Genomic DNA, 26,107 nt, shown 5'->3' with positions numbered 1-26,107 from the left:
CGATCACGCTGTAGAATTAAGTTTTTTCCATATAAGCCCCTAATATGGAACACTGGAAACTGTAAGCTTAGAGACTTTTGTATAGATAGGTCCGTTATGTTTGGTGAGTGCTTGGGGTGTCTGGGGAACGACTCGCTTTCCGCGGGCGAGCTGTCGAGCCTCCTCGGGAAATGAGCTTGCCCCATATTTTTGGACGAAGTTGTTCCAAGAATATGAGGTGACAAAATGAAAAAATTTACTCCATCTATCAAACATGATGTGGTACAAAGATATTTAAATGGAGGAACGAGCTACAGAGAATTAGCTGGCCGAGTGGGCGTAGATGATTCTGTTATCCGTTACTGGGTCAAACTATACAAATACCATGAAGAAAAGGCATTTATTCCCGTCTATCCAAGCTACTCTCCAGATTTTAAAATGAGGGTAATTCAATTTATCGAAAACACGAATTACTCCATTCGAGAGGCCTCAGCCCTCTTCCGAATCCCAGACTACTCAATGGTCGCCAGGTGGAAAAAGAAATGGGATAAAGGAGGAGACGAAGCCCTTGATTGGTCTGGAAAGGGGCAACCAGAAATGACTAACAAGAAACATGAATCCCAAAATGAACAGCCTAAGAGCTATGAGGAATTAAAGGAAGAAAACGAACTTCTTCACATGGAAGTTGCTTATTTAAAAAAGTTGAGAGCCTTAGTTCAAAAAGCAGACAGTCGAAACAGTCGAAACGATTCAAAGTAAAAGCGATCGATGAACTTAGGCATGAAAATAAATATTCTGTTGATCGCTTATGTGAAATAGCTGGCCTCCCACGTAGTACGTTTTACTATCAGCTTAGTGTGATGAATGGAACGGATCGTGATGAAGAGATAAGAGCCGAAATTCATAAGATTTTTGAGGAACACGATGGATTATATGGATACCGTCGTGTCCAGATGGAACTTCGAAATAGAAACTATCTCGTCAACCATAAGAAAGTCTATCGGATTATGAAGGAAGACTATCTTAAATGTGAGGTTCGTGCACGCAAATTTAATTCCTATGGCGGTAAAGTAGGAACGGTATCTGATAACTTATTGAACCGTGAATTCACAGCTGAAGAGCCAAATGAGAAGTGGGCAACTGATATTACAGAGTTCAAGCTGTTTGGCCAGAAGATTTACCTTTCCCCTGTTCAGGATCTGTTTAACGGTGAAATCATAACGTATACATGGGGGTTCAGGCCGACGTATGCCCTCGTAGAAACGATGTTAGAGAGGGCGTTTGAATCTCTTTCTGATTCCGACGATCTCCTTTTACACTCTGATCAGGGATGGCATTACCAAATGCCTCAATATGTTCGACGCTTACAACAGGAAGGCGTGGTTCAGAGTATGTCCCGTAAAGGAAACTGTCACGACAACGCTGTAATGGAGAATTTCTTTGGAATCTTTAAGGCTGAATTCCTTTATAGAAAGTCCTTTAACAATATGGAAGACTTCCAGGAAAAATTGGATAAGTATATGCGATATTACAATGAAAAACGAATCAAAGCGAAATTAAATGGGAAGAGCCCTTCCAATTATCGCCAACAAACACTAGAAGCAGCTTAAGAATTTGTGTCCAAATTTGTGGGGCAAGTTCAAAACCCCACCCTGCGGGGTCTCGTCGACCTCTTCCTCCCGCAGGAGTCTCCTCGTTCCCCAGACACCCCTGACTATAGTTTTACGAACGGCCCTGCATCTTAAGGGCAATGAAAGTTGAAGGATTTCCGCATATGGCATGTTTCCGTTACACTATACATGGCTGAGGTGGTTCGGGAAATTGCGAGACTCCTGCGGCAGCAGGAGCCTAGGGGAGACCCCGGAAAGCGCGTAGCGATTGAGGAGGCTCCCCAGCTCGCCGCGGAAAGCGAGTAATTTCCCGAACCACCTCCCGCTCTAATAACGTAAACGGAAACACTCTCTCTGCTTCGAATCTTCAACAATCCTTCCCTAATGTGGAATAAATGAGGAATGCATCGTTAATAAGCAAATAAAAAAGCATGAACAGTCTAAGGAGCCTGTTCATGTTTTTTGTTAGGAGAAGATGCGGTCTATTGTATTGATTTCTTCTTGTGATAGCTGAACATCTAGTGTTTTTAGGTTATTTACAACTTGGTCTGATCGTTTAGCTCCTGGTATGATGGTGTCAATTCCATCTCGAGTTAAATACCAAGCTAGTACAACATGGGCTACTTCCACTTGATGGTTCTCTGCAATCGTTCGAACTTGATCAACCTTTTCTAGGTTTTTTTCGAACTGTTCACCTTGAAAGTGCGGCATGTTAGAACGAATATCGTTGAATGTTGTATTCTTATCATATTTACCAGCAAGAAGACCAGAAGCTAATGGAAAGTATGGGACAAAAGATAAATTATTTTCTTGTATATAAGGGAGTAACTCTTTTTCGGCGTCCCGTTGTAACAGATTGTATTCTCCCTGCACAACATCCACATGTCCTTCTTTATTGGCCTCTTTTAATTGATCTAGTGAGAAATTCGATACTCCAATTGCTCTGATCTTCCCCTCATCTTTCAGCTCTTTAAGTGCTCTTACAGCCTCATCTTTTGGGGTGTTTTCATCAGGGAAGTGAATATAGAATAAATCAATGTAATCTGTTTGAAGTCGTTTAAGACTAGATTCAACTGCTTCTTTTAAGAACTCAGGAGAATTATCAAATACTACATCTTCTCCTACAAATTTGTGAGACCCCTTTGTAGCTACAATAATGTCTTCCCGTTTGCCAGTTTCATTTAAAACTTCCCCAATTAGCTCTTCAGAACGTTTAGGGCCATAAATGAAGGCAGTATCTAAAAAGTTTATTCCATTGTTTAATGCCGTTTTAACTAAATCTTTCCCGACTTGTTCATCGAGGTCAGGATAGATGTTATGGCCTCCTACCGCATTCGTACCTAAGCCGATTGGATTGACAAGTAGATTCGTCTTACCGATTTTAGTTTGTGTTTCCATTACGAGTCGCTCCTTTTTAATTAGTTGGAAGTGCTTGTGTTTTCTCCAAGTAATCTGCAATACCCATAGCTGAAACTTCAAAATCAAGTTCTAGAACACTATATATGGCATGGTCTCTTTGAACGCCTTTTGAATCTAAGTAAACTGCCACCTTTTCATGAAGACGCTTTTTTAACTGAGTTAAGTCTTCGCCTTCACGTGCAGATTCGTGGCCTGCTTCCATAAAGATAGGTAACCATTTTGCAACAGATTTAAACACTTCATTAGGCTCATCTGACATACTAAAGTGACCAAAATAAATACGAGTGATGGGAAGGAGGCTTATTTTTTTTATCGTTTCTAGCATTACAAATGGATCAAATTGATTTGGTGAGGTAGAAGGCAAGTATAAGGAAACATTGTGTTCTTCTGTATGTTGGTAACGAATGCCACAAGCATCTCCAGTAAAAAGCCCCTGGCTTTCAGAATCATATATAGAAATATGATGGTTGGCATGACCTGGTGTATGATAAAAGGTTAATGTAGCAGATGGGCCAATTTGGAGTTCGTCCAGCTCGTTCACAATCTTAATCCGATCTTCAGGGATAGGTAGAATCGGAGCGAATAAAGGCTCGAACTGATCGCCGTACACTTGTTTCGCTCCAGCAATTAGTTTAGAAGGATTAATTAGGTGGCGTTTCCCTTTCGGGTGGACGAAGACGGTGGCTTGAGGACATTCTTCCAGCAATAAACCGGCACCGCCAGCATGATCAAGGTGAATGTGGGTCAGGATAATGTTCTTAACATCCGTTAGCTTAAATCCAAGATCTTCGAGCCCTTTCTTTATGTAAGGTACAGATGGGGATGGGCCGGTTTCAACCAGGGTAAGGTCTTTATCGTCAATAACATATATACCTGTACGCCCAGGCATGCCCAGGTCAAAACCATCGATTACGTAAGTGCGGTGTCCAAGATAGATTGGAGTTTTCTCTTCCATAAGTGTCACCTCTCTCTGAATAGTACCTTCATTTTACAAAACATTCAGATTATTGAACAGTAGAACGCTTTCAAAGAGAGGTGAGTTCTTAGTTTGGTTAATACCCTTTCCCTAAAAATCCTTCACGATCAAAGGTTTTGCGATTGTTTTTTTCTGCTTTATTGACAAATTGTTCATGAAGAGAGGCGGGCTGCTCTTTGCGTGCAGGTTTCTTCGTTTCCTTATTCTTATTCATAGTGTCACCTCCAGTATAAGGATAGATTTTGTTGTTTTACAAAAAGTATGAAGGGAAATGTTTTTCTAGATTTCAGAAAAATTGTTATGATAAAGAGAGTTAGGCATATTTGAAAAGGAGTGGATAGTTAATGAAAGCGATTATACATAAAGAAATAGAAGGATTAGACGGATTACATTATGAAGAGTGCGACGCGCCGGAGGTAGATAAAGGGAAGGTGAAGGTGCGACTTAAAACAGCAGGCTTGAATCGCCGAGACCTTGCGGTAACAAGTCGTCACAAAATCGAACAGCCTCCTTTAATATTAGGTTCAGACGGGGCTGGTGTAGTTGATGAGCTTGGTGAAGGTGTAACAGGTTGGAGCATTGGCGATGAGGTAGTCATTAATCCAGGGTTAGGTTGGAAGCATAATAGTGAAGCGCCCCCACAAGGGTTTGAAATTTTAGGGCTGCCTGATGATGGTACATTTGCAGAATATATTGTAGTTTCAGAAGAGAATATTGAAAAAAAACCTGAACATTTGTCGTGGGAACAAGCAGGTGTTCTTCCGCTGGCTGCACTTACAGCATACCGGGTTCTATTTACAAGAGCGAAAGTAAAAGAAGGGGACACCGTTCTTCTTCCTGGTATTGGGAGTGGTGTTTTAACGTTTGCTTTAAAGTTTGCTAAAGCAATTGGCGCTAAGGTAATCGTAACATCACGGAGCGAAGAAAAGCTTGAAACTGCTAAAGAGTTAGGAGCTGACCTTGCGATTCCAACTCTTTCTGATTGGGAAGAAGAACTGGCTGATGAACAGGTGGATGTGGTAGTCGAGAGTATCGGACAAGCGACGTTTGAGAAGTCTCTTGGTGTTGTGAAAAGAGGCGGTACGGTTGTCACATTTGGTGCGACAACAGAAGATAAAGTCGAGATTGATATTCGTAAATTCTTTTATGGGCAATATAATTTACTTGGTTCAACAATGGGGAGTCGTGAGGAATTTCAAGACATGCTAACCTTTATGACGAATCATAATTTAGCGCCAGAAGTAGATAAAATGTTTGCACTATCTGATTATCAAGAGGCGTTTGCGTATATAAGAGACTCAAAGAACTTTGGTAAGATTGGTTTTTCAATAGGCTAAAAGAGCAAGGGGGATTGTATGAGGATATTAGTTGTAGGAGCAGGAGCAGTAGGGGGTTATTTCGGAGGAAGGCTACTTGAGAAGGGGGAAGATGTTACTTTTCTAGTGCGTGAGGGAAGGAAAGAGCAGATACTTGGAAGTGGATTGCAGATCGACAGTGTCCATGGTAACGTGGATCTCCATCCTTCAATCATTACCAAAGAGGAAGAGGCAGAGCCGTTTGATGTGATTCTATTATCTACAAAAGCGTATCATTTAGAAGCAGTAATGGAAGATGTGTTGCCTTTTGCTTCAAAACACACGATGATCTTACCATTATTGAATGGTATGGCACATATGGAAAAGCTTGACCAAGCCTTTGGCCCTACCAATGTTCTCGGAGGGTTATGTTTTATTGAATCGACATTAGATGCAAGCGGAAAAGTGGTTCAAACCAGTCCCATTCAGACCCTAGTTTTTGGAGAGCGAAGTGGAGAAAGAACAGAACGGATTGAGAAATTAGAGAAGGTTTTTAGTGGCACGAAAGCGAACTTTAGATTGTCTTCTACTATTGAACAGGAAATGTGGCATAAATACTTGTTTATTTCCACGATGTCGGGTGTAACATCCCTGTTTCGCTCCCCGATCGGACCTATTCGCGAGAGTGAAGAAGGGTTAAAAGTGATGCATGACGTTTTATATAATATTTCTGCCATTATGAGGAAACTTAATGCACCTATCAAAGATCAAGTTGAAACATCAATTTTAGATAAGATGCACCAGATGGATTATCGTATGAAATCATCGATGCAAAGGGATATGGAAAAGGGGCAACCGGTCGAGGCAGAACATTTCTATGGTTATTTGTTAGAAGCAGCGAAATTGCATTCCATAGATTCCCCTTTATTATCAGCCGTCCATGGCAATTTAATGATTTATAGTTCATAAATAGCAAAGATCCTTAAAAATGGGCATTTATTAGAATGCCCATTTTTTAATACCCTTTATAGTTGCACGGGAAGCGTAGCATGTAAGAAGGTAAAGTGAGCTTGACGTAGGGGAGCGGTTTCACGTACACTTTACGTAAAGTACGATAACCGCAAAAGGTGATGGAATGAAGAATTTGATTAAGGAAAAACGAAAAGCTAACATGATTACTCAAGAACACCTCTCCATAAAGCTCCAAGTGTCCAGGCAAACCATAATATCACTCGAGAAAGGAAAGTATAAGCCCTCACTTGTACTAGCTCATAAATTAGCACAAGTATTCGGCTGCACGATCGAGGACCTCTTTATCTTTGAGGATGATGAAAATATTCAATAACTCTAGCTTATATTTTTTATAGCGATAAAGGACTAAAGGGTGTCTGGCACCCTTTATCCTGTTAAAGTGTCTTTCTTAACGAAAGGGCTTTTTTTATTTGGTGAATAGTTCGGGTATGCTTAATAAACACTAATGGTGTAATACTCCTATTTTTACAATAAATATAGGCAAAATTCATGCATAGTAAGGATATTTCTTTTATAATACAAAGAGGGAATGTGAAATTATTCACATAAAGAACTGAAAGAAAGATGCAAGGAGACGGGATCACTATGAATGTATTAAAACAACAGGCTAAGAAACAAAAAGCTACCAGGTTATTGCTTATTGTTTCTTCTCTTCTGTTAGGGATAACGGTTATTGCTCAAGCATTATTCTTTGTGTCCATTGTTGATCAAATTTTTCTTAAAGGTGCAAGTTTTGAAGATATTATCCCTGACCTTTTCGGGTTATTGTTCGTTTTAGTTGCTCGTTCGGCATTAACCTATTGGAATGGGCGAGCCGGGGTTAAGATGGCATCCCGAGTAAAAGAATATTTCCGATCACAACTTGTATATAAATTCTCTAAAAACCCACTTCAAACTTCTATACAGGGGCAATCTGGGCAGAAAGTAAGCACTGTACTAGACGCTGTTGATGAAATTGATGGCTATTTCAGCCAATACATTCCACAAGTTATTCAGACATCCATTGTACCCCTAATGATTCTTGTGGTGGTTTCTATGGAGCATATCTATTCAGGACTTATCATGATGATAACCGCACCATTTATACCCCTTTTCTATATCATTATTGGTATTATGACAAAGAAAAAGTCTGAAGAACAATTAGATAAAATGGCTGTTTTTTCTGGTCGCTTTCTTGATACCCTTCAAGGATTATCCACTCTGAAGCTGTTCGGTCAATCTCGTAAGCAAAAAGAATTAATTGAGAGAAGCAGCTTAGACTTTAGAGATTCAACCATGGAAGTTTTAAAAATTGCATTTGTATCTTCTCTTATGCTAGAGCTTATTTCTATGCTCAGTATCGGTTTAATTGCATTAGAAATTGGTTTAAGACTCGTTTTATTTCAATCAATCACGTTTTCTGCGGCCTTTTTTGTACTTATATTAGCCCCTGAATTCTATTTGTTTCTAAAAAATCTTGGGCAGGCTTTTCATACAGGACGTGGCAGTATGGGGGCGGCGCAGAAAATTGGCGAGGCACTAAATACAGAAGATCGAGAAGTAGAGTGGGGAGATGGTGCTTTAGAACAAAAGGGAATTCCCCCATATATACGATTGCATGATGTTCATTTTGCGTATGATGCCGAAGGATTTGAGTTGAGGGATATTCGAGCAGATATCCCCCCATACAGTCAAACAGCTATAGTGGGGAAGAGCGGTTCAGGGAAGACGACACTTCTTCATGTGCTAGCGGGTCTTCTCCCTCTATCTGAAGGATCTGTCTCGGTAGATGGTGTGAAGCGTTCTGATATTAAAGAGGATCAGTGGTTTGACAAAGTCAGTTATATATCTCAGAACCCGTTTCTTTTTTCAGGAACGATTGCTGAAAATATAGCAGTGGGCACAAAAGGAGAGGTTTCGAGGGAAGCTGTTGAGCAGGCTGCTATAAAAGCAGGAATTGCGCCACTCGTGGAGTCTTTAGAACATGGGTACGATACACTTGTTGGAGAAGGAGGACGTGGTCTTTCAGGAGGAGAGAAACAGCGTGTGGCCATAGCACGCGCTTTCTTGAAAAAACCTTCTATCATCTTGTTTGATGAACCGACCACTGGGCTAGATTTGCAGACAGAACGGATTTTGCAGTCCTCTATTCAAGAGCTCAGCCAAAATGCAACGATTATTACTGTTGCCCATCGACTCCATACAATTAAACATGCAGATCAGATACTATATATGGATAATGGGGCGATTGTTCAAAAGGGAACCCACCTAGAGCTTGAAGAGAGTAATCCCTTTTATCGTGCGATGGTGAAGACGCAGCAGGGAGGTATGGCAACATGAATGAACTTAGAGCGGTAATGAAGGATATGATGGTTGAGAAAAGAGACATCTATTTATCTGTTTTATTTGGGTTTTTAGCTGGTATTACAGCAGTTGCGCTGTTTGCTTCGAGTGGCTACCTTATCTCAAAAGCAGCCTTATTACCTCCTATCTATACCCTATCTCTTATGATTGCTTTTTTAAAAATTATGGGGTTTGCGCGTGCTTTTGGGCGTTATCTAGAACGTTTATATTCACACCGAGCTACATTTACGATGCTCAGCCAATTGCGTGTTCACTTCTATGAAAAGTTAGAGCCATTGGCACCAGCCATTTTTCAAAAGTACAAATCCGGAGACCTGTTATCAAGGATCGTCGGGGATATTGACCGGTTGCAAAACTTCTTTCTGAGAGTTTATTATCCTCCTATCGTTCTTGGGTTTATCTTTCTTGCTACGATATTCTTTACTGTATTTTATTCGGTTACCGTTGCGATCTTGTTGTTAGTCGGTCTCTTAGTAACGGGATTTTTATTACCGGCGTGGTTTGCTTTTAAGCAAAGAAAAATCGAAACACGCCTGCGAGAAGAACGTGGGGCTTTATCTAGTGAAGTCACAGAGTTTTTATATGGTTTTATGGATTTGAAGTTATATCAACAACTAGGAACCAAGAAAAAGGAATTAGAGCAAGCATCAGCTCGTTATATTGATGAGCAAGAGAAAGAAGGAAAAATGGCTACTTACCATCAATCGATAAATAGTATGGTTACACTCCTTGTATCTTGGCTTGTGATTGCATTTGGGGCCTATCTTGTTTCAAACAATGAATTAGACGGTGTGTTCTTAGCTATGCTGATTATGATTTCGTTAACGGTATTCGAGAATGCTGTACCGATGGCTTTAGTACCTGCTCACTTTGAAGATAGTCGTCGAGCAGCCAAACGACTTCATGAGGTTGTTCAGGATAAACCAGAAATAGATAAACCTACGAAAAGTCTGCCTACGAACAAGCCATTTTCATTGGCTATGAAAAGTGTATCGTTTGCTTTTCCGGATGAGAAGAGGAGTTCTCTTCAGGATATAGATCTTCATATACCGGCTGGATCGAAGACTGCAATTGTAGGAGCTAGTGGTTCTGGGAAATCCACATTGTTTCAGTTGCTTTTAAAATTTCATAACCCTACAAATGGAATGGTACTGTATGATGAGATTTCTCAAGATGCCTATAGCCAGGAAGATATTTGGTCTCGTACAAATGTTGTCCAACAAGAAAATCACTACTTCTATGGTTCGTTGCGAGATAATCTTCTAATAGCTAAAGAAGAAGCTACAGATGAAGAACTTCTCGGAGTACTTGAGTACGTACACATGCAACACTTTGATTTGGATCAGACGATCTTAGAAAAGGGTGACAACTTATCTGGAGGTGAGAAACAGCGGTTAGCCATTGCTAGAGCTTTATTGAAGAATGAGCGGCTGTGGTTGCTCGATGAGCCAACTTCTTCACTTGATGCTGTAACCGAACAAGCGGTTCTAGAGCACGTTTTTCGCCAAGCGCAGGATGATACTCTTCTTCTCATTAGCCACAGACTTGTCGGTCTTGAACACATGGACCAAATCATTGTTTTTGATCAAGGGGAAATTGTAGAATCAGGGTCTTATCAAGAACTAATGAAACATGAAGGGTATTTTTATCGAATGAAACAAATCGAAAAAGAGGTACTTGTGTAAGTTTTTTAAAGCAGCTTTTTAGTTTCCCCTAAAGGACCTAAAAGCTGCTTTTATATTTTAGAGCTATGCATGCTACAATAGGTTTATCTTTACAAGAGAGGGGTGGGGAGCGTGCTTGAATTATTCCTACCGATGTTAGAGCGATTGGGCATTATTGTAACCGTCGCTTTTGTCATCACAAGGTTTCGCTTCTTTAGAGAGTTAGTAGATAAGAAAACTCTTACCTCAAAGCAACGATACGTAGCGATTGCGTTTTTCGGCGTATTTGGAATAATCGGAACCTATACAGGCATTACATATGATACGTTATCTTTTGAGTACGGTTCCTTTGCTTATCAAGTTAGTGGAGATGAAGCGATTGCTAATTCAAGGGTTATTGGAATCGTAGCAGCCGGATTATTCGGAGGTTATCAAATTGGAATCGGAGCCGGACTTATTGCAGGGCTTCATAGATTCTCATTAGGTGGATTCACAGGGCTTGCTTGTGGGATCTCAGCTGTGGTTGCGGGTTGTTTAGCTGGTGCCTTTTATAAAAAGAATAAGCCTTTACGTCTAAAGACTGCCTTGTTTGTAGGAGCTCTGGCTGAAACCGTGCAAATGATGATTATTCTTGGGGTGTCAAAGCCATTTATACAGGCATTTGAGTTAGTGCAAGAAATTGGTTTACCTATGATCGTAGCTAATGGAGTGGGCTCAGCTCTATTTCTATTAATTATTCGCAATGTTCTAAATGAGGAAGAAAAAGTAGGAGCCCTTCAAGCTCAAAAAGCATTAAAACTGGCTGAATCAACCATTGCTTACATGAGAAAAGGATTGAATGAATCATCGGCTAAAAGAGCTTGTGAAATTATTTATAAGGAAGTGGGCGTAAGCGCTATCTCCATGACAAATCAAGAGGTTATTCTAGCGCATGTGGGTCTAGCAGATGATCACCATAAGACGGGAGAAGCCATTCAAACTTCGGCTACTAGAGATGTGATCCAAACCGGGGAGCGAAAAATTGTCAAACATGAAGATATACACTGTTCAGAGCCCGATTGCCCTCTAGGCGCTGCCGTTATTGCCCCTTTAAAAAGGAAGAATGATGTGGTGGGAACGTTAAAGTTTTACGTTCGATCTGAAAAGGAAATTTCAAATGTTATGCTCGAACTTATTCAAGGACTTAGCGCCCTGTTAGGACAACAGCTTGAGATTGCAGAAGCGGAGAAAGCACAAGAATTAGCCCGGGAGGCAGAAGTGAAAGCTTTACAAGCGCAGGTCAATCCTCATTTTCTGTTTAATTCTTTAAATGTGATCGTCTCGCTTATACGAACTGAACCTAAAAGAGCCCGATCTGTATTAATAGCGTTATCCAAATACTTCAGGCAAAACTTAAGCGCTACCACACGTAAGTGGATTACCTTAGAAGAGGAACTTCAGCATGTTAAGGCTTATTTATTAATAGAAGAAACCCGATTTGTGGATCAGCTCCATGCGAACTACGATGTGGATGAAGAAGCACTCGATGCTCATATTGCTCCTTTATCATTACAACCTTTAGTAGAGAATTGTATTAAACACGGAGTAAAAAATCAGGAAGCGCAGGCTGAAATTCATGTAACGGTTCACAATCATACAGAAGGCGTGCTTATATCCGTATCAGATAATGGGCAAGGAATTGATCCAGAAAAGGTAAGACACCTAGGTATGACCCAAGTAGAATCGGATAAAGGAACTGGGCTTGGATTGTTTAATGTAAATGAGCGGCTCGTTTACATGTATGGGGATGGTGCTCGGTTACATATTGAGAGTACGTGGGGAGAAGGGACAACTATTTCCTTCATGATCCCAAGAAAGGAGGAACATTTATGAGGAAACGTATAACAGTACTCGTTGTAGATGATGAGCGCTTTAGTCGTGAGGAACTTGTATATTTGCTAAAGGAATATGAGATTTTAGAAGTGATTGGAGAAGCAGAATCAGGGGAAGCAGCTGTTATGAAAACATTGCGACTGCAACCGGATGTATTGTTCTTGGATATTGAAATGCCAAAAATGGATGGTCTTGAGGTGGCAAAATCAGTACATGAACTGAAAAAAGTGCCAGAGATTGTATTTGCTACCGCTTACCCGGATTTCGCAGTAGAAGCTTTTCGTCATGAAGCGGTCGATTATATATTGAAGCCATTTGAAGAAGAGCAAATCAATGAGACAGTAACGCGTTTAGAACGACGTCTAAGAAATGAACCAATGGTAGAGAAGAGCTCTGTTCCTTCTAAACTTGCAGTTGAAGAGGAAGAAGAAATCACTTACTTAAATCCAGCGGATATTATGTATGTTTTTCGTGATGGACGTGTAACGAAAATAGTAGACCAAATGAGGACTTATGAAACGAAATGGTCTTTAAAAGAGGTGGAGAAACGGTTAGAGCCTTTTTCCTTCTTCCGCATACATAAGAGTTATCTAGTGAATTTACAATACGTTGAGCGACTTGTTCCGTGGTTTAATGGAGCTTTCCAACTAGAACTAAAAGGTAGAGAAGAGCAGTTATCAGTCAGTCGGAACTACGTAAAAGAGTTAAGGAAGCACTTAGAACTGTAATAGTAGGGGTGGTAAAGAAAGTATATGAGCTCTCCTTGGAACAAGGGGTCTAATTTTATTTAACGGTCTTTCTTCAGTGTGATGTAATCGAGAGTGAGAATACATCTTAGGTTTCCTTTACAACATCTTAATCCAAAATCCTGACATGTTAAACATAACACCCTCAAATGTAAACGGTTACTTGATATACTTTTTGTAAGCGATTACATAAAAGTGAGGGAGGAATCGTTTTATGATTACATTTCTAGTTAGTATTGTTCTATTAATAGTCGGTTACTTGACGTACGGAAAATATGTAGAAAAAGTCTTTGGAGTGAATACTGATCGTCAGACACCAGCTTATACAAATGAAGACGGTGTGGATTACTTGCCGATGGGCGAAAAAAGAAACTCATTAATACAATTACTAAACATCGCAGGAGTTGGCCCCATCTTTGGGCCGATTTTAGGGGCTCTTTATGGACCTGTTGCTTTCTTGTGGATTGTATTTGGTGCTATTTTTGCAGGTGCTGTACACGATTATTTAACAGGCATGATTTCTATTCGTAACCGGGGTGCTCACTTACCTGAACTTGCAGGGAAGTTCCTTGGGAAAGTTATGAAACATGTGGTTAATGCCTTTACGATTTTACTTCTTATTCTTGTAGGTACCGTATTTGTTACGGCCCCGGCTGATTTAATTCATAACATGACGAGCAGTTGGCTATCGCTCCCTGTTATTCTGTTAGCGATATTTGCTTATTATCTACTTGCTACGATGCTTCCGATTGATAAGATTATCGGACGTTTCTATCCAATCTTTGGTGCATTCTTAGTGATTAGTGCTGTCGGAGTAGGACTCTCCCTTGTATTCACAGGAGCACCTGTTCCTGAAATTGAACTAACGAATATGCATCCAGACGATGCGCCCATTTTTCCGCTGTTATTCCTAACGATTTCATGTGGTGCTTTATCTGGATTCCACGCAACTCAGACACCAATTATTTCTCGTACGACACAGCAAGAGAAACAAGGTCGTCGCATCTTCTACGGAATGATGATTGCAGAAGGAATTATTGCTATGATTTGGGCAGCTGCCGCTATGAGCCTATTTAATGGTTCAGAAGGCCTGAACGAAATTCTTGCAAACGGCGGGGGACCTGCTGCTGTGGTAAGTGAAGTGTCTGTTATGATGCTTGGAGCAGTTGGTGGTACGTTAGCTGTACTAGGTGTTATTGTTCTTCCAATCACTTCTGGCGACACAGCGTTCCGTAGTGCTCGTATGATTATTGCAGATTACATCAATGTTTCTCAGAAGAAAATAGTAAGCAGAATATGGATCGCCGTTCCGTTATTTGTCATTTCCTTTGTACTAACTCGTATTGATTTTGAACTACTTTGGAGATACTTCTCCTGGGCGAATCAGTCTACAGCGGTCATTGCATTATGGATAGGAGCAATGTACTTGTTTTTATCTCGTAAAAATTACTGGATTGCGGCAGTGCCTGCAACATTTATGACTATGGCAACATTCACTTATATTCTAAATGCTCAGATTGGTTTTGGATTATCGCTCAACCTATCTTATATTCTCGCTGCCATCATAACGGTTGGTATAGTAGTCACCTTCTTTACCGCAGCTCGTCGGGGACTCAATAAAAATATTCCACTTGAAGAAGAGTGGAAGACGACAGCATAATGGGGTGTTGTAGTCCGAACTTTAATAAAGAAGTCGAGAAGCAAGAAGAAAAAGTGAATGAAACGGGGAATGAACAAATCCCTTTATGGGGGAAAGTTATCGCTACTGTCGTTTCCACCTGTGTCATATGGATTGCATTCGTTTAAATTAATGGTAATACTACTGAATCTATTCAGTATTTACATTCCTCCTTCATATAAAAAGCCCCTTACCTTTATTAAGGTAAGGGGCTTTTTTATTAGGTTTTGTTATAGTTGGCAGTTGTAAGAATAGGGCAGGATTGTTGAAGACTCGAAGCTGAGAGAGTGTTTCCGTTTGCGTTATTAGAGCAGGAGGTGGGTCGGGAAATCACTCGCTTTCCGCGGCGAGCTGGGGAGCCTCCTCAGTCGCATTCGCTCCCTCCGGGGTCTCCCCTAGGCTTCTACTGCCGCAGGAGTCTCGCAATTTCCCGAACCACCTCTTCCATATATGGTGTAACGGAAACATGCTTTATGGGGAGATACCTCGCAACTCTGATCACACTTAAGATGTGGGGCCGTTCGTAAAACTATAGCAGGGGGTGTCTGGGGAACGGGGAGACTCCTGCGGGAGAAAGAGGTCGACGAGACCCCGCAGGGTGGGTTTCCCGAGGAGGCTCGACAGCTCGCCCGCGGAAAGTGAGTCGTTCCCCAGACACCCCAAGCACTCACCAAACGTAACGGCCTATCTACACAAAAGTGTCTAAGCCTCGAGTCTCCCATATAAGGATACTTATATGAAACAAATAAAAAAACTATAAACATTAACAAAACTTTCCGTTAAACGGAATGGGGTACGCGTGATTGCTCAATCATTTTCTCGATATGTTTACGGAACCAGTACATGACGATTAGGTGCGCTTTAGCTTGCGTATATTTATAAACAAACCAAGGTAGCGATGGCATATAATCGTGGATGGCTACGATACATTCTTGCTTTCCTGGAATCTTTCGAAACTCGAGACGCCCTCTTACATTTCGTTTAGTATTTTGGAAAGATCCACCCGTAATATAGAAAAGTGCTCGGTCCGATGTGCTTCTCTCGTGTGAATAACTGAGTTCTAATAAAGGTGTTCGACTTAACCGAAGGCATATTTGAGTATTGTCTTCATCATCTGTCTCTGTATGGACGAAAGGATCTAGGATAGTAGATAGCCAGTGAACATAATATTGAGCGGCCCAGTCAGCGTTTTTACCTTCAGGTAATAAAATTCGCTGAACGGATCGAACATCATGTTGAACAGTGGGCATCTTTATTGCTTGAGTGTTTTTGGATTGCTTTTGATTTTCTTCTTCTTTTTTCTCATCCTCAATTGCAGTTTCGACAGCGTCTTTGAAGCTCATTTGACCATAGCTGACTTCAGAATCCATATTTTCAGGCTTGGCGGTCATAGGGTGGACTAGACTTTCAACTAGTGGATAGACCATTTCTTTTGGTGTCCCTGTCGTAAGGCTGACCCATAGCCTAGATAAGTTGACCGTCATAAATGGAACAGGAAGAATACGAGGATTTTTCCCTAACGATTCTGCTGTTTGAATCATCATATCCTGATAGGTCATAATTTCGGGCCCGCCAACATCGATTGCTTTATTTGATAGCCGGTCATTTCCGATACTTTTATTTAAAGCATGTAAGACTTCTTTTAGTGCGATCGGGTGAGTCTTCGTTCTTGTCCATTTTGGTAGAGCCATAAAGGGAAGCCGTTTAACTAGTTTCTTAAGAATAGGGAAGGATGAGCCTTTAGGCCCTACAATTAATCCGGCTCGAATGGTTGTGACAGGCACCCCATAAGCTCTTAAAATCTCTTCTACTTCTAAACGACTTCTTAAATGCCTCGATAATTTCTCTGACTCGGGTATAATACCGCTTAAATAAACAATTTGGTGTACCCCTTGTTTCTTGGCAGCTTGAGCGAAATTATCAGCTAGAATAACATCCATATCTTCGAACGATCCTTGTGTGAGTTTAGCTGAGGGTAGCATAGAATGAACAAGATAGACCGCGAAATCTGCTCCTTCTAATCCTTTTTCAGCATCAGCCATTGAATAGAGATCACAAGAACGCCAAGTAATGTGTTCTGTATCTTCTTTTTGATCTCCATTCCTTGAAAGAGCAATGACATCGGCATATTCAGTCAGCTTTTTTAATAGATTTTGACCAATATACCCACTTGCCCCGGTTAGAGCTACGACGGGACGTCTTTTGGTTTCGCTCATAGTACTCCTCCTACTCTTTTAAAAGCTAGACATCTATCTCTTAGTATGGAATAAATTATGTTAGAAATGCTTCTTTGATGTTAACTTGGTTCGATTTTGTCGTATTGGCTGATAATGAGCGTTCCATAATCCTTAACGCATTTTGGTTATCTTCTAACTGCTCTGAAGCTACACAGTCTTCAGGTATCCAAATATTATATTCTCTCATGTAGGCATCATTAGCTGTAAAGAGAACACATATATCCCCAGCAATGCCTGTTAAGATCAGGTTACTTACCCCTAGTTTGTTGAGTAAGATACTTAGTTGAGTACCGAAGAAACCAGAATGTTTAGGCTTAATAATAAAATAATCATCATCTTCTGGTAAGATATGCTCGATGACTGATTCTCCTCTTCCTTCCTTGCATTCTTCAATTAGATCGGAGACATTTTCTTGCCATAACCCGAAGTTATCATTTACATAAATAACAGGCAGGCCTTGTTCTTTAGCTTGATTTTTCAAATTCTTAAGAGGTTCTACGATATTAAGGGTGTTTTCTAATAAATCTTCTCCACCTTCAAAGTCCATTTTGTTTACCATATCTATAAAAATTAAGGCTGTTTGGTGTTGCTTCATATGATTACTCTCCTTTATATGGTTCAGGACCAGCGGGCACTTGCCTCTTATGCTGGGTTTTCTTATGAAGTTGTTGAATTCGTTCTTCATCTTTTTGAGATATAGATTCTCCGCGAAGATAGGCATCAATAGAGTCGTAAGAAACTCCAAGTTCGTCTTCATCAGATTGTCCTTCCCATAATTCGGCGCTAGGTTTCTTGTGAATGATGGAATCAGGCACTTCTAAATACTCAGCTAGTTCTTTTACTTCTTCTTTGCGCAGATTAATTAGAGGGACAAGGTCGACCCCGCCATCTCCATACTTTGTGAAATAGCCAGTGAAATCTTCTGCTGCATTATCAGTTCCCACCACTAAATATCCATAATGATTAGCTACGGCATAAAGAGTACTCATACGTAATCGTGCCTGTAAATTAGCTCCTCCTAACTGAGACCGTTCTTCTTGCCAATCGCCTTTTTCCTTTAGTTTTTCTCTTATAGTTGAATGAGTGGTTTGATAGGGGTTAGTTAAATTGATCCCTATATAATTTAACCCAATTTGCTCTACAAGAGTTACCGCATCTTTTTGATCTTCTACTTCTTGATCAATAGGTAGTATGACGCCTAATGATTGTTCAGGGAAAGCGCGCTTTATTAAGGAAGATACAACGGCAGAATCAATCCCTCCACTTATTCCAACAAGAGCACCATTAGCACCAGCTTCCTCAACTTTCTCTTTAATCCAGTTTGTTAAGTATTCTACTTTTTTCTCCATCACAGAATCCTCATCCTTTCTCTCTGGTCTTTATATAAAGGTAGGTTCCTTCTTTTGGCAAAGAGTAAACGTCAAGCGGACTATAATGAACCATGACATAAGGTCTGTGTCTATAGAAGTGAATGGTGTCGAAATAACTAGTATTTTTATCTTATCAAATAGTAAAAAAAGCTTAATCTTTCTAAACTATGTACGATATTAATAGAGGAATAGGTATAAAATCACATAAATATATAGGAGAATAGGTCATGAAATCAATGAAAATAGCGTTTGCTCTTATTATTGCCTTTGTACTCTTACCGAGTAAAGTTGTGACTGGAGAAGGAACTAAGAAGGCCACTTATTGTGAAGTAAGTTGCTGGGAATTGCTTTTAAATCAAACAAACTCCAATACACGAGTTAACATTGACTTGCCAGGAGAAGAATATTTTCAGGCTACGTCTTTACTAGTAGAAGATATAGCGGGTTCCACACATAATTATTACTCCATGAATCGAGAGTTGGATGCGCGATCAGATTTGTTCATTCAAGCTGGCACATCTAACATTTTTGAACTCGATCAAACTCCTTCAGCACGAATTTCTATCCAAGGCAGTTCAGGAACGATTCCAATGACTACTTTGTCAGGTCTTGATGAAGAACTAAAGCACTTAGTGAAAAAGCATCTAACTCGACTAGGATTTACCGTAAATGATGGATTAGCAGCCTCTGAAGATTCTGCGGTAATTCAGACATCCTCACCTGGACTAAACCTTCTCATTACAGATGCGCAGTGGTCAGCCTTCTTAGAAGGTGGAGACTACACAAGCTCTACAATAAAAAATGAAGCGTCTAAATCTGAGGCTTATTTTCAGTATGTTGCAGCCATACAAGACGCTATAAACGAATACACTACTCAGAAAAGCGTGTGGATGTGGAAGTCTGCCCCCTTTGTAGAAAAACCAGATGAGACCATCGAATTCTTGACAAATCAGGGGGTAGATCAACTTTATATGCGTTTTTATCCAAAGGTAGATGTAACGACATATCAGTATTTTATTGAAAATGCCGCTAAGCATGGAATTAAAGTCCACGCTCTAATAGGAAGTCCTTTGTGGGGGCAAGAAGCACATGCAAGTGATGCTCTTAAACGAATTGACCTAGTCCATGCGTATAATCAAAAGGTGGAGCAGCACCAACAATTTATTGGGATCCACTTTGACGTAGAACCTTACTCTCTTCCGATGTGGGAGAATCATAGACAACAAGCTGTAAAGGAATGGAAGCAATCGGCGGAATCGTACGTAAAATATGCGAAGGATTACGGTTTCATCGTCGGAAGCGCAATGCCATTTTGGACTGATAACCGTTCGGTAAATGAGTATGATGCAGATTTTTATAAGGAAATGATTGATATGCAAGACTATGTGTCGATCATGTCGTATCGTAATACAGCACTTGGATCAAACAGTATAACCTCGTTAGCGCAAAGTGAAGTATTGCATGCCAAATCTCCAAAAGTTGAAGTAGGGGTAGAACTGAATCCGTATAAGATTGACTATGTATCTTTCGATGGGAAAGCTCCAAACTACACAGAAGGAGAAATTGCTAAAGTAAGAACATACTTTATGGAAGAAGCTGAACCAGGCTTTAAGGGCATTGCCATCCATAACTATACGGCTTGGAAAAATAGTCAATAACATTAAAAATGAGTTCCCTAAGGGTGCTCATTTTTTTGGGTTTTAAGTTGAGTGACGCAATATATTTAAAAAAATCATTCAAGAATAGGACGGTATAGTGGTTCGAGAAATCATTTCCTTTTCTTCCCCGTCCCCACTGGTCAGGGGGCGTTCGACGTTGGCTGCAGGGCCGTTTTTACACACTAGAGTCAGCCGTTCCCCTGAAATCCCACGCCCTCAACAAACGTATCGGCCCTATCCATATAAAAATCTCTTAAGCTCAATTTATCCGTGCAAGAGGGATGGAAAATTAAAACATTAAGGTATGGTAAAAATTCTAAATATTTTGTAAAATTAAACATATCAACGTAACGATTTCTTCATATATATAAATATGGAGGGATATGCATGAAACAGGTTTTTTTGTTTTATGTTTTTCTTATAACAGGGTTTTTTATTTATATAGAACTAGCTGAGTTTGATACAGAAGAAACAATTGTAGCTATAGTTGATACTGGTATTGATCCAACCCATCCTTTGCTTGAAGGGTATGTCGAAAAGGGATATGACTTCTTTAACTGGGATGGAGATGCTATGGATGATCATGGTCATGGAACACATATTGCCAGTGTTATTCATTCAGTAGCACCTCATGCAACGTTATTACCAGTGAAAACGTTGGGTGAAGATGGTTCGGGTATTGGTACATCGTTTATAGGTATTTTTTATAGCGTAGTAAAAGGGGCGGATATTGTAAATTTGAGTATGTCTGAAGTAGCGAACCCTTTTACAGCTTGGGTTATTCGCTTTGGGGAACGTAAAGGAGTCGTTTTCGTTGGAGCTAGTGGAAATGATGGAAGAACCGATCGCATTAGCTTCCCTGCTAGCTTAGGTGAGGTCATTGCAGTCGGTGGGTATAACACCTACAGCGATCATCTCTATGAGAATGGAAACAGGAATGGTGATATCGAGTTTTTGGCTCCGGGAGTGTTGATCGAAGGGGCTAGTCTTGGTGGTGAAGTAGTTAGAAAGACCGGGACGAGTTTTGCGGCGGGCTCAGTATCAGGTATGCTTGCTTATTTCAAAGAGGTTCAGCCCCACATGACGAATGATGACGCACGTTTCCTGTTGCAGCTTACTTCGTTCTATGAAAAGGGTGGATATCGAGTGTTAGAACTTGATCGCTTTCTGGCTACACAATAATAGTATAGTCTTGATGACATTTAATAGTAATGGTGTAAATGTTAGGGAGTGTATATGTATTTTATATACTGAAATAATCATAGGGCACATGAATTGGCTTTGATTAGTCCATATTATTGTACATATACTAGTTCTAATACAAAGGGAGGGCTTTTATGGAAGGCAAACCAATGCATTATGACGGAAGTGCACCCGTAAGTGGTGAATTAGTCGAACACGATAAGGTTGAACTAACGGATGAAATGAGAAAACAAATTTCGGCAAACCCATATACACATTACATGGATGAATCAGAATAATGAAAAGGGAAGTAGACGGAAATCAATTTGATTTTCGTCTTTCTTTTTTATGTTTTAAATGTATTACATCGGTTACTGAGTAAGTAGTGTGATTTATCTCAAAATATTAATAATTAAAGGAAGGGTGAAGATAACAAATTGATGCAGATGCCTTGCGGAAAAAAGAAAAAAATATTATAATTAATCTCGAATTGAAGATACTCAGTTTCGAAATAAATACTAGGAAAGTAGATATGGTATAAACTATGTCTACAAAAAATCTGAAAGGTGAGATTAGAATTGGCTAAAGTATTATACGTAACCGCTCATCCGCATGATGAAACAGCTTCTTTCAGTATGGGTGTAGGTAAAGAATTTATTGAAGCATACAAAGAGGCTAACCCGAATGATGAGGTCGTTCATGTTGATCTATACAAAGAAGATATTCCTCAAATAGATGCAGATATCTTCAGTGGCTGGGGGAAATTGCAATCAGGAGATCAATTGAGTGACGCTGAGCAAGCGAAAGTAGATCGCCTAGGCGAACTTAGCGATCAATTTGTTAATGCTGATAAATATGTTTTCGTAAACCCAATGTGGAACTTCTCTTTCCCACCTGTAATGAAAGCATATATTGATTCTGTAGCGGTAGCTGGGAAATCGTTTAAATATACAGAACAAGGTCCTGTTGGCCTTCTTACAGATAAGAAAGCTTTCCATATTCAAGCGAACGGTGGGGTTTATTCTGAAGGTCCTGCAGCTGGATTGGAAATGGGGCATCGCTACTTAAATGCGATTATGCAATTGTTTGGTGTACCATCCTTTGAAGGATTATTTGTAGAAGGACATGCAGCTATGCCTGAAAAAGCAGAAGAAATTAAAGCAAATGCAATTGCTAGAGCAAAAGATGCAGCGCAAACGTTCTAATTAAACATAAAAAGGAGACGATCTCAAGATCGTCTCCTTTTTGTATAAGCGTCTAGCTGCAGTGCTAAGCAACTAGTAGGCTTCCCTCACCTCCGGTCGATCAGTCAACATCGATTCGCAGGGGCTCATCGTGTTTCCTTGATCTCTACTCCGGTTCAGTCCAGCCTATACGTTGCTAACCGGGCACTTGCGCTTTTGAAACTTACTTGTTCATATATTTGTCTGTTTCCCACTGACTTACTTGTAGGGAATATTCTGTCCACTCTTCTTCTTTTTCTTCAAGGTAAATGCTTGAAGTGTGGTCACCTAATGCGTTCATCAGAACTTTGTCTTTGCGAAGCGCTGTTAGTGCTTCTTTTAGGTTTGTAGGAAGGGTTGGTACGCTGTCGTCTTGTACTTCATAAAGGTTACGCGTTTCAGCCGCACCTGGATCAATTTTATTGCGGATTCCTTCAAGGCCTGCTTGAATCGTTACCGCTAGAGCAAGGTATGGGTTTGCTGTTGGGTCTGGGTTACGAACTTCAAAGCGAGTTCCTTTACCGCGAGTTGAAGGTACGCGAATCATACAACTACGGTTGGAGTGAGACCAAGCAATGCTTACAGGTGCTTCGTAACCAGGAACTAAACGTTTGTAAGAGTTGACATTTGGGTTTGTAATAGCAGCAATACCAGTAGCGTGTTTTAGGATACCACCCATGAAATGCTTCATTGTTACTGAAATACCGTCTTCATCTTTTTCATCACAGAATACGCTCTCGCCATCTTTGAATAGAGAAAGGTGACAGTGCATACCAGAACCGTTTTCTCCAGCAATTGGCTTAGGCATGAACGTAGCGTGATAGTCATGGTTTGTGGCTACGTCTTTTACAACGCTTTTGAATGTCTGAATGTTATCTGCAGCTTTTAGCATATCATCGAAACGGAAGTTGATTTCGTGCTGTCCCATAGCTACTTCGTGGTGAGAAGCTTCCATCTCAAAGCCAAATTTCTTAAGTGTGCGGACGATATCACGGCGCACTTTGTCTCCTTTATCAATTGGAGAAGCATCGAAATAACCACCACGGTCATTCATCTTCTTAATAGGGTACCCTTCGTCATTCAGTTTGAACAAGAAGAACTCTGGTTCTGGACCTACGTTTACGGTATAGCCCATTTCAGCAGCTTCTTTCATTGCTCGTTTTAGGATATAACGTGGATCACCTTCGAAAGGAGTTCCGTCGGTTGTATAAATGTCGCAAATGAATCGTGCAACAGGATCTTCATCTACTGTTGAAGGTAATACTTTAAACGTGCTTAAGTCTGGATATAGATACATATCACTTTCTTGAATATCAGAGAAACCAGAAATAGAAGAACTGTCGAACATAGCTTCGTTTTCTAGAACACTTTCAAGCTCTTCAATAGGGAGCTCAACGTTTTTTGTGTCTCCAAGCATGTCTGTGAATTCAAGTCGAATAAATTCTACGCCTTTGTCGTGAACTTCTTGCTTAATGGATTCTTTAGTAAAAGTCATTTAATACCCTCGCCTTAATAGTTTGTAGTAGATTACTAGCATTCATAGTTAGGAATGCATAACCTTTTATTTATCATGTAAGGAATTCTAACACAAAGTTAAATGTTAGGAAAGCTCACATGATGTATTTTCATTAGTTCATATTAACTGAAGCCTGTTGTAGTCGCTCTGAATAGTAAAAAAATAGATCTTTTATACTATTCAGAAATTATCCAGTTATAACATCAATCATAACGGCGATGATCAGGATAGGAGCTACATAACGTATTAAGGAATACCATACATTAAAGATCGCTCTTTTTAGGGTGCTCCCTCTCTTTAATTCTTCATAAAGGTCAGATTTCTTCATTTTTAAGGGGACAAAGATAGAGATTAACAATGCTCCTGTAGGCATTAATATATTGCTGACTGCATAATCGGCCAGATCGAAAATGGTTTTGTCCCATAGTGTTACATCTCCGAGAACGCCGAATGATAATGCGGAAGGGATACCCACAATAAAGATGGATAGACCTATGATCCACGCATATTTCTGACGTAATCTTTCATTCCCTTTTGATAGAACAGACACAATAATCTCTAGCATGGAAAAGGCAGAGGTTAAAGCGGCAAATAAGAATAAAAGTAAAAAGGCTGTAAAAAAGCCCATTCCTAAAGGCATTTGACTGAACACTGTAGGGAGAACGTTAAATAGAAGTACAGGGCCAGAGCCTGGTTCAAGTCCGAAAGAAAAGACGGCAGGGAAAATGGCCAAACCTGCTAATAAAACGATTAATATATTAATTCCTACTATTGATGAAGCTGCCTTAGGTAGACTTTGATTTTTAGGAAGATAGGAGCTGTAAGTAACCATTACAGAAACCCCTACGCTTAATGTGAAGAATGATTGTCCCATTGCTTCTAATACCGTTTGGGATGTTACTTTTGAGAAATCTGGTTGAAGGAGGAAAGCAATTCCTTCTCCTGCACCTTCTAAAGTTAAAGATCTTGCCACTAATATTAAGAATAATACGAATAGAGCAGGCATCATGATACGACTAGCTTTCTCAATTCCCTTTTGAACTCCTCTTGAAACAACAAGTATTGTAATTAAAATAAATAAGAGCTGGACGCTAATGCTAAGTAGAGGATTCGATATCGTTTGACCAAACACTTCTCCATATTGAGGTGAAGAAAGTCCTGACATACCTCCGGTTATAGTCTTCAATAGATAAATAACAATCCATCCGCCAACGACGCTATAAAAAGATAATAGAATAAAAGAAGTGACCATCCCTAATATCCCAACGTAGTGCCACTTTGTACCTTTCGCGATGGTGCGATAAGAGTCAACGGCGTTATTTTGCGCTGTACGTCCTATGGAAAACTCCGCCAACAATAATGGTAATCCTAATAAAATCGTAAAAGCGATAAAAGTGATGAAAAAAGCCCCTCCGCCGTTTTGTCCTGCAATATAGGGGAATTTCCATATAGCTCCAAGTCCTATTGCGGACCCGGCTGCTGCTAAAATAAATCCAATCTTTGAAGACCATTGTTCTTGCTGACTCATTCTCATCTTCCTCTCAAACGTATAATTTTATAAAACAAAAAAGTCGCCCCTACAAAATGTAGGGGCGACTTTTATCGCGGTACCACCCTAGTTATGAAACGAATGTTTCATGACTTTACACGTATAACGGTCGTCACCGTCCATGGCTCACGCATAGAAGCTCTAGAAATGAAATTCGCTCTCTCTGTTTGTACCGATTTCACACCACTCATCAGCTCTCTGAGACAGGGACAGAGGAGTTACTTACTTTCCTTCAAAGCAATTCGTTCATATTATGTTATTCAATTTTTATCATGAACATGAGGGGGTGTCAATAACCATTTTAAAGTATATTGCGATTGGAAAAAAGTTCAGGGCGCAATGAATACTTCTAATATTTTTAGAATGAGATAGAAAAGGGCAAGTATACGCCGGTAATCTGATGGATTTTTCATATGTATTTTATGGTATAATGGGGAAAATTGAATACGCGCTTTATGGTGACAGAAAAGTTGAAAAGGGAAGCTGGTGAAAGTCCAGCACGGTTCCCGCCACTGTAATGATGAGATGCTTCAGATTATCCACTGATTTTTTGTGAGGTCGGGAAGGGCTGAAGAGTTGTTGAATCAAAGTCAGGAGACCTGCCATAAAGCAAGGTAATTAATCCTACGGGTAATAGGAGGATGTGACATTAAGTTAAACTCAGATAATTTCTGAGTTTATTTGAGCGTTTTTTATACATCTTCTTTATAGAAGGTGTTTTTTTATTCTCAAATTCATCCGTTGAAATAATGTGTAGG

General features: G+C 40.1%; 22 protein-coding genes, 1 riboswitch and 1 other annotated feature. Of the genes, 14 read left to right on the top strand and 8 right to left on the bottom strand.

Annotated features, from left to right (window positions below):
• The first annotated feature begins 225 nt into the window (after positions 1 to 225).
• A protein-coding gene (locus tag ACYX4O_RS16220) for an IS3 family transposase (protein WP_476352020.1) occupies positions 226 to 1,589 on the top strand; the annotation gives its coding sequence in 2 pieces (ribosomal slippage) (positions 226 to 673 and positions 673 to 1,589; 1,365 coding nt in all).
• A gap of 465 nt (positions 1,590 to 2,054) precedes the next feature.
• Here ACYX4O_RS16220 and ACYX4O_RS16215 read toward each other — a convergent pair.
• From ACYX4O_RS16215 to ACYX4O_RS16205, 3 genes are all read right to left on the bottom strand, one after another.
• Complete coding sequence (locus tag ACYX4O_RS16215; RefSeq protein WP_476352239.1) at positions 2,055 to 2,987, bottom strand: aldo/keto reductase; 933 nt, start codon at positions 2,985 to 2,987, stop codon at positions 2,055 to 2,057.
• Positions 2,988 to 3,003: 16 nt separating this feature from the next.
• Positions 3,004 to 3,963 carry an MBL fold metallo-hydrolase gene (locus ACYX4O_RS16210; RefSeq protein WP_476352237.1) on the bottom strand — a complete coding sequence of 320 codons (960 nt, stop codon included), beginning with the start codon at positions 3,961 to 3,963 and terminating at the stop codon, positions 3,004 to 3,006.
• A 97-nt stretch (positions 3,964 to 4,060) separates the two neighbouring features.
• Positions 4,061 to 4,198: a hypothetical protein gene (locus ACYX4O_RS16205; RefSeq protein ID WP_476352235.1), complete on the bottom strand. Its 138-nt coding sequence runs from the start codon at positions 4,196 to 4,198 to the stop codon at positions 4,061 to 4,063.
• Between the two features lie 130 nt (positions 4,199 to 4,328).
• On the opposite strand from ACYX4O_RS16205, the gene ACYX4O_RS16200 reads away from it, so the two are divergent.
• The 9 genes from ACYX4O_RS16200 (at position 4,329) to ACYX4O_RS16160 (ending at position 14,742) form a co-directional block, all read left to right on the top strand.
• Positions 4,329 to 5,321 (top strand): zinc-binding dehydrogenase, encoded by a 993-nt coding sequence (locus tag ACYX4O_RS16200; RefSeq protein ID WP_476352233.1) that lies wholly within the window; start codon positions 4,329 to 4,331, stop codon positions 5,319 to 5,321.
• An 18-nt stretch (positions 5,322 to 5,339) separates the two neighbouring features.
• Positions 5,340 to 6,248 (top strand): ketopantoate reductase family protein, encoded by a 909-nt coding sequence (locus ACYX4O_RS16195; RefSeq protein ID WP_476352231.1) that lies wholly within the window; start codon positions 5,340 to 5,342, stop codon positions 6,246 to 6,248.
• A gap of 166 nt (positions 6,249 to 6,414) precedes the next feature.
• On the top strand, positions 6,415 to 6,624 hold the full coding sequence (locus ACYX4O_RS16190) for a helix-turn-helix transcriptional regulator (RefSeq protein WP_476352229.1): 210 nt from the start codon (positions 6,415 to 6,417) through the stop codon (positions 6,622 to 6,624).
• A gap of 272 nt (positions 6,625 to 6,896) precedes the next feature.
• Positions 6,897 to 8,630 (top strand): thiol reductant ABC exporter subunit CydD, encoded by a 1,734-nt coding sequence (cydD, locus tag ACYX4O_RS16185; protein WP_476352226.1) that lies wholly within the window; start codon positions 6,897 to 6,899, stop codon positions 8,628 to 8,630.
• Entirely contained in the window at positions 8,627 to 10,339 is a 1,713-nt protein-coding gene (cydC, locus tag ACYX4O_RS16180) for a thiol reductant ABC exporter subunit CydC (protein WP_476352224.1), read from the top strand. The genes cydD and cydC overlap by 4 nt, the downstream gene beginning before the upstream one ends.
• A gap of 111 nt (positions 10,340 to 10,450) precedes the next feature.
• Positions 10,451 to 12,190: a LytS/YhcK type 5TM receptor domain-containing protein gene (locus ACYX4O_RS16175; protein ID WP_476352222.1), complete on the top strand. Its 1,740-nt coding sequence runs from the start codon at positions 10,451 to 10,453 to the stop codon at positions 12,188 to 12,190.
• On the top strand, positions 12,187 to 12,918 hold the full coding sequence (locus tag ACYX4O_RS16170; protein WP_476352220.1) for a LytR/AlgR family response regulator transcription factor: 732 nt from the start codon (positions 12,187 to 12,189) through the stop codon (positions 12,916 to 12,918). Before ACYX4O_RS16175 ends, ACYX4O_RS16170 begins: the two co-directional genes overlap by 4 nt.
• 232 nt (positions 12,919 to 13,150) lie before the next feature.
• Positions 13,151 to 14,596, top strand: a complete 1,446-nt coding sequence (locus ACYX4O_RS16165; protein WP_476352218.1) for a carbon starvation CstA family protein — start codon at positions 13,151 to 13,153, stop codon at positions 14,594 to 14,596.
• On the top strand, positions 14,596 to 14,742 hold the full coding sequence (locus ACYX4O_RS16160; protein WP_476352216.1) for a hypothetical protein: 147 nt from the start codon (positions 14,596 to 14,598) through the stop codon (positions 14,740 to 14,742). The genes ACYX4O_RS16165 and ACYX4O_RS16160 overlap by 1 nt, the downstream gene beginning before the upstream one ends.
• A gap of 651 nt (positions 14,743 to 15,393) precedes the next feature.
• Here the strand turns inward: ACYX4O_RS16160 and ACYX4O_RS16155 are convergent.
• The 3 genes from ACYX4O_RS16155 to nadE are packed head-to-tail and all read right to left on the bottom strand — an operon-like array spanning position 15,394 to position 18,200.
• Positions 15,394 to 16,830, bottom strand: a complete 1,437-nt coding sequence (locus ACYX4O_RS16155; protein ID WP_476352214.1) for an NAD(P)H-binding protein — start codon at positions 16,828 to 16,830, stop codon at positions 15,394 to 15,396.
• A gap of 55 nt (positions 16,831 to 16,885) precedes the next feature.
• Positions 16,886 to 17,446, bottom strand: coding sequence for a cysteine hydrolase family protein (locus ACYX4O_RS16150; protein WP_476352213.1), 561 nt, complete (start codon positions 17,444 to 17,446; stop codon positions 16,886 to 16,888).
• Between the two features lie 4 nt (positions 17,447 to 17,450).
• The gene (gene nadE / locus ACYX4O_RS16145) at positions 17,451 to 18,200 is read right to left on the bottom strand and encodes an NAD(+) synthase (RefSeq protein WP_476352211.1); all 750 of its coding nucleotides are present in this window, start codon (positions 18,198 to 18,200) and stop codon (positions 17,451 to 17,453) included.
• 248 nt (positions 18,201 to 18,448) lie between these two features.
• Here nadE and ACYX4O_RS16140 point away from each other — a divergent pair, with 248 nt between their 5' ends.
• The 4 genes from ACYX4O_RS16140 (at position 18,449) to ACYX4O_RS16125 (ending at position 22,266) form a co-directional block, all read left to right on the top strand.
• The gene (locus tag ACYX4O_RS16140; protein WP_476352209.1) at positions 18,449 to 19,879 is read left to right on the top strand and encodes a poly-gamma-glutamate hydrolase family protein; all 1,431 of its coding nucleotides are present in this window, start codon (positions 18,449 to 18,451) and stop codon (positions 19,877 to 19,879) included.
• A gap of 387 nt (positions 19,880 to 20,266) precedes the next feature.
• Entirely contained in the window at positions 20,267 to 21,061 is a 795-nt protein-coding gene (locus tag ACYX4O_RS16135) for a S8 family peptidase (RefSeq protein ID WP_476352207.1), read from the top strand.
• A 155-nt stretch (positions 21,062 to 21,216) separates the two neighbouring features.
• Entirely contained in the window at positions 21,217 to 21,360 is a 144-nt protein-coding gene (locus tag ACYX4O_RS16130) for a hypothetical protein (protein ID WP_476352205.1), read from the top strand.
• Between the two features lie 279 nt (positions 21,361 to 21,639).
• Positions 21,640 to 22,266 (top strand): FMN-dependent NADH-azoreductase, encoded by a 627-nt coding sequence (locus ACYX4O_RS16125; protein ID WP_476352203.1) that lies wholly within the window; start codon positions 21,640 to 21,642, stop codon positions 22,264 to 22,266.
• A gap of 202 nt (positions 22,267 to 22,468) precedes the next feature.
• Here ACYX4O_RS16125 and glnA read toward each other — a convergent pair whose 3' ends face one another.
• Both glnA and ACYX4O_RS16115 read right to left on the bottom strand, forming a co-directional pair.
• Positions 22,469 to 23,779 carry a type I glutamate--ammonia ligase gene (glnA, locus tag ACYX4O_RS16120; RefSeq protein WP_476352201.1) on the bottom strand — a complete coding sequence of 437 codons (1,311 nt, stop codon included), beginning with the start codon at positions 23,777 to 23,779 and terminating at the stop codon, positions 22,469 to 22,471.
• Positions 23,780 to 23,987: 208 nt separating this feature from the next.
• The gene (locus ACYX4O_RS16115) at positions 23,988 to 25,328 is read right to left on the bottom strand and encodes a sodium-dependent transporter (RefSeq protein WP_476352199.1); all 1,341 of its coding nucleotides are present in this window, start codon (positions 25,326 to 25,328) and stop codon (positions 23,988 to 23,990) included.
• 57 nt (positions 25,329 to 25,385) lie between these two features.
• Positions 25,386 to 25,594: a binding site (T-box leader), on the bottom strand.
• Positions 25,595 to 25,788: 194 nt separating this feature from the next.
• Positions 25,789 to 25,970: riboswitch (cobalamin riboswitch) on the top strand.
• The last annotated feature ends 137 nt before the right edge of the window (positions 25,971 to 26,107 follow it).

The sequence above is a fragment of the Pontibacillus sp. ABV4_188 genome (assembly GCF_056311905.1).
This window is presented reverse-complemented; position numbering and strand designations above follow the sequence as displayed.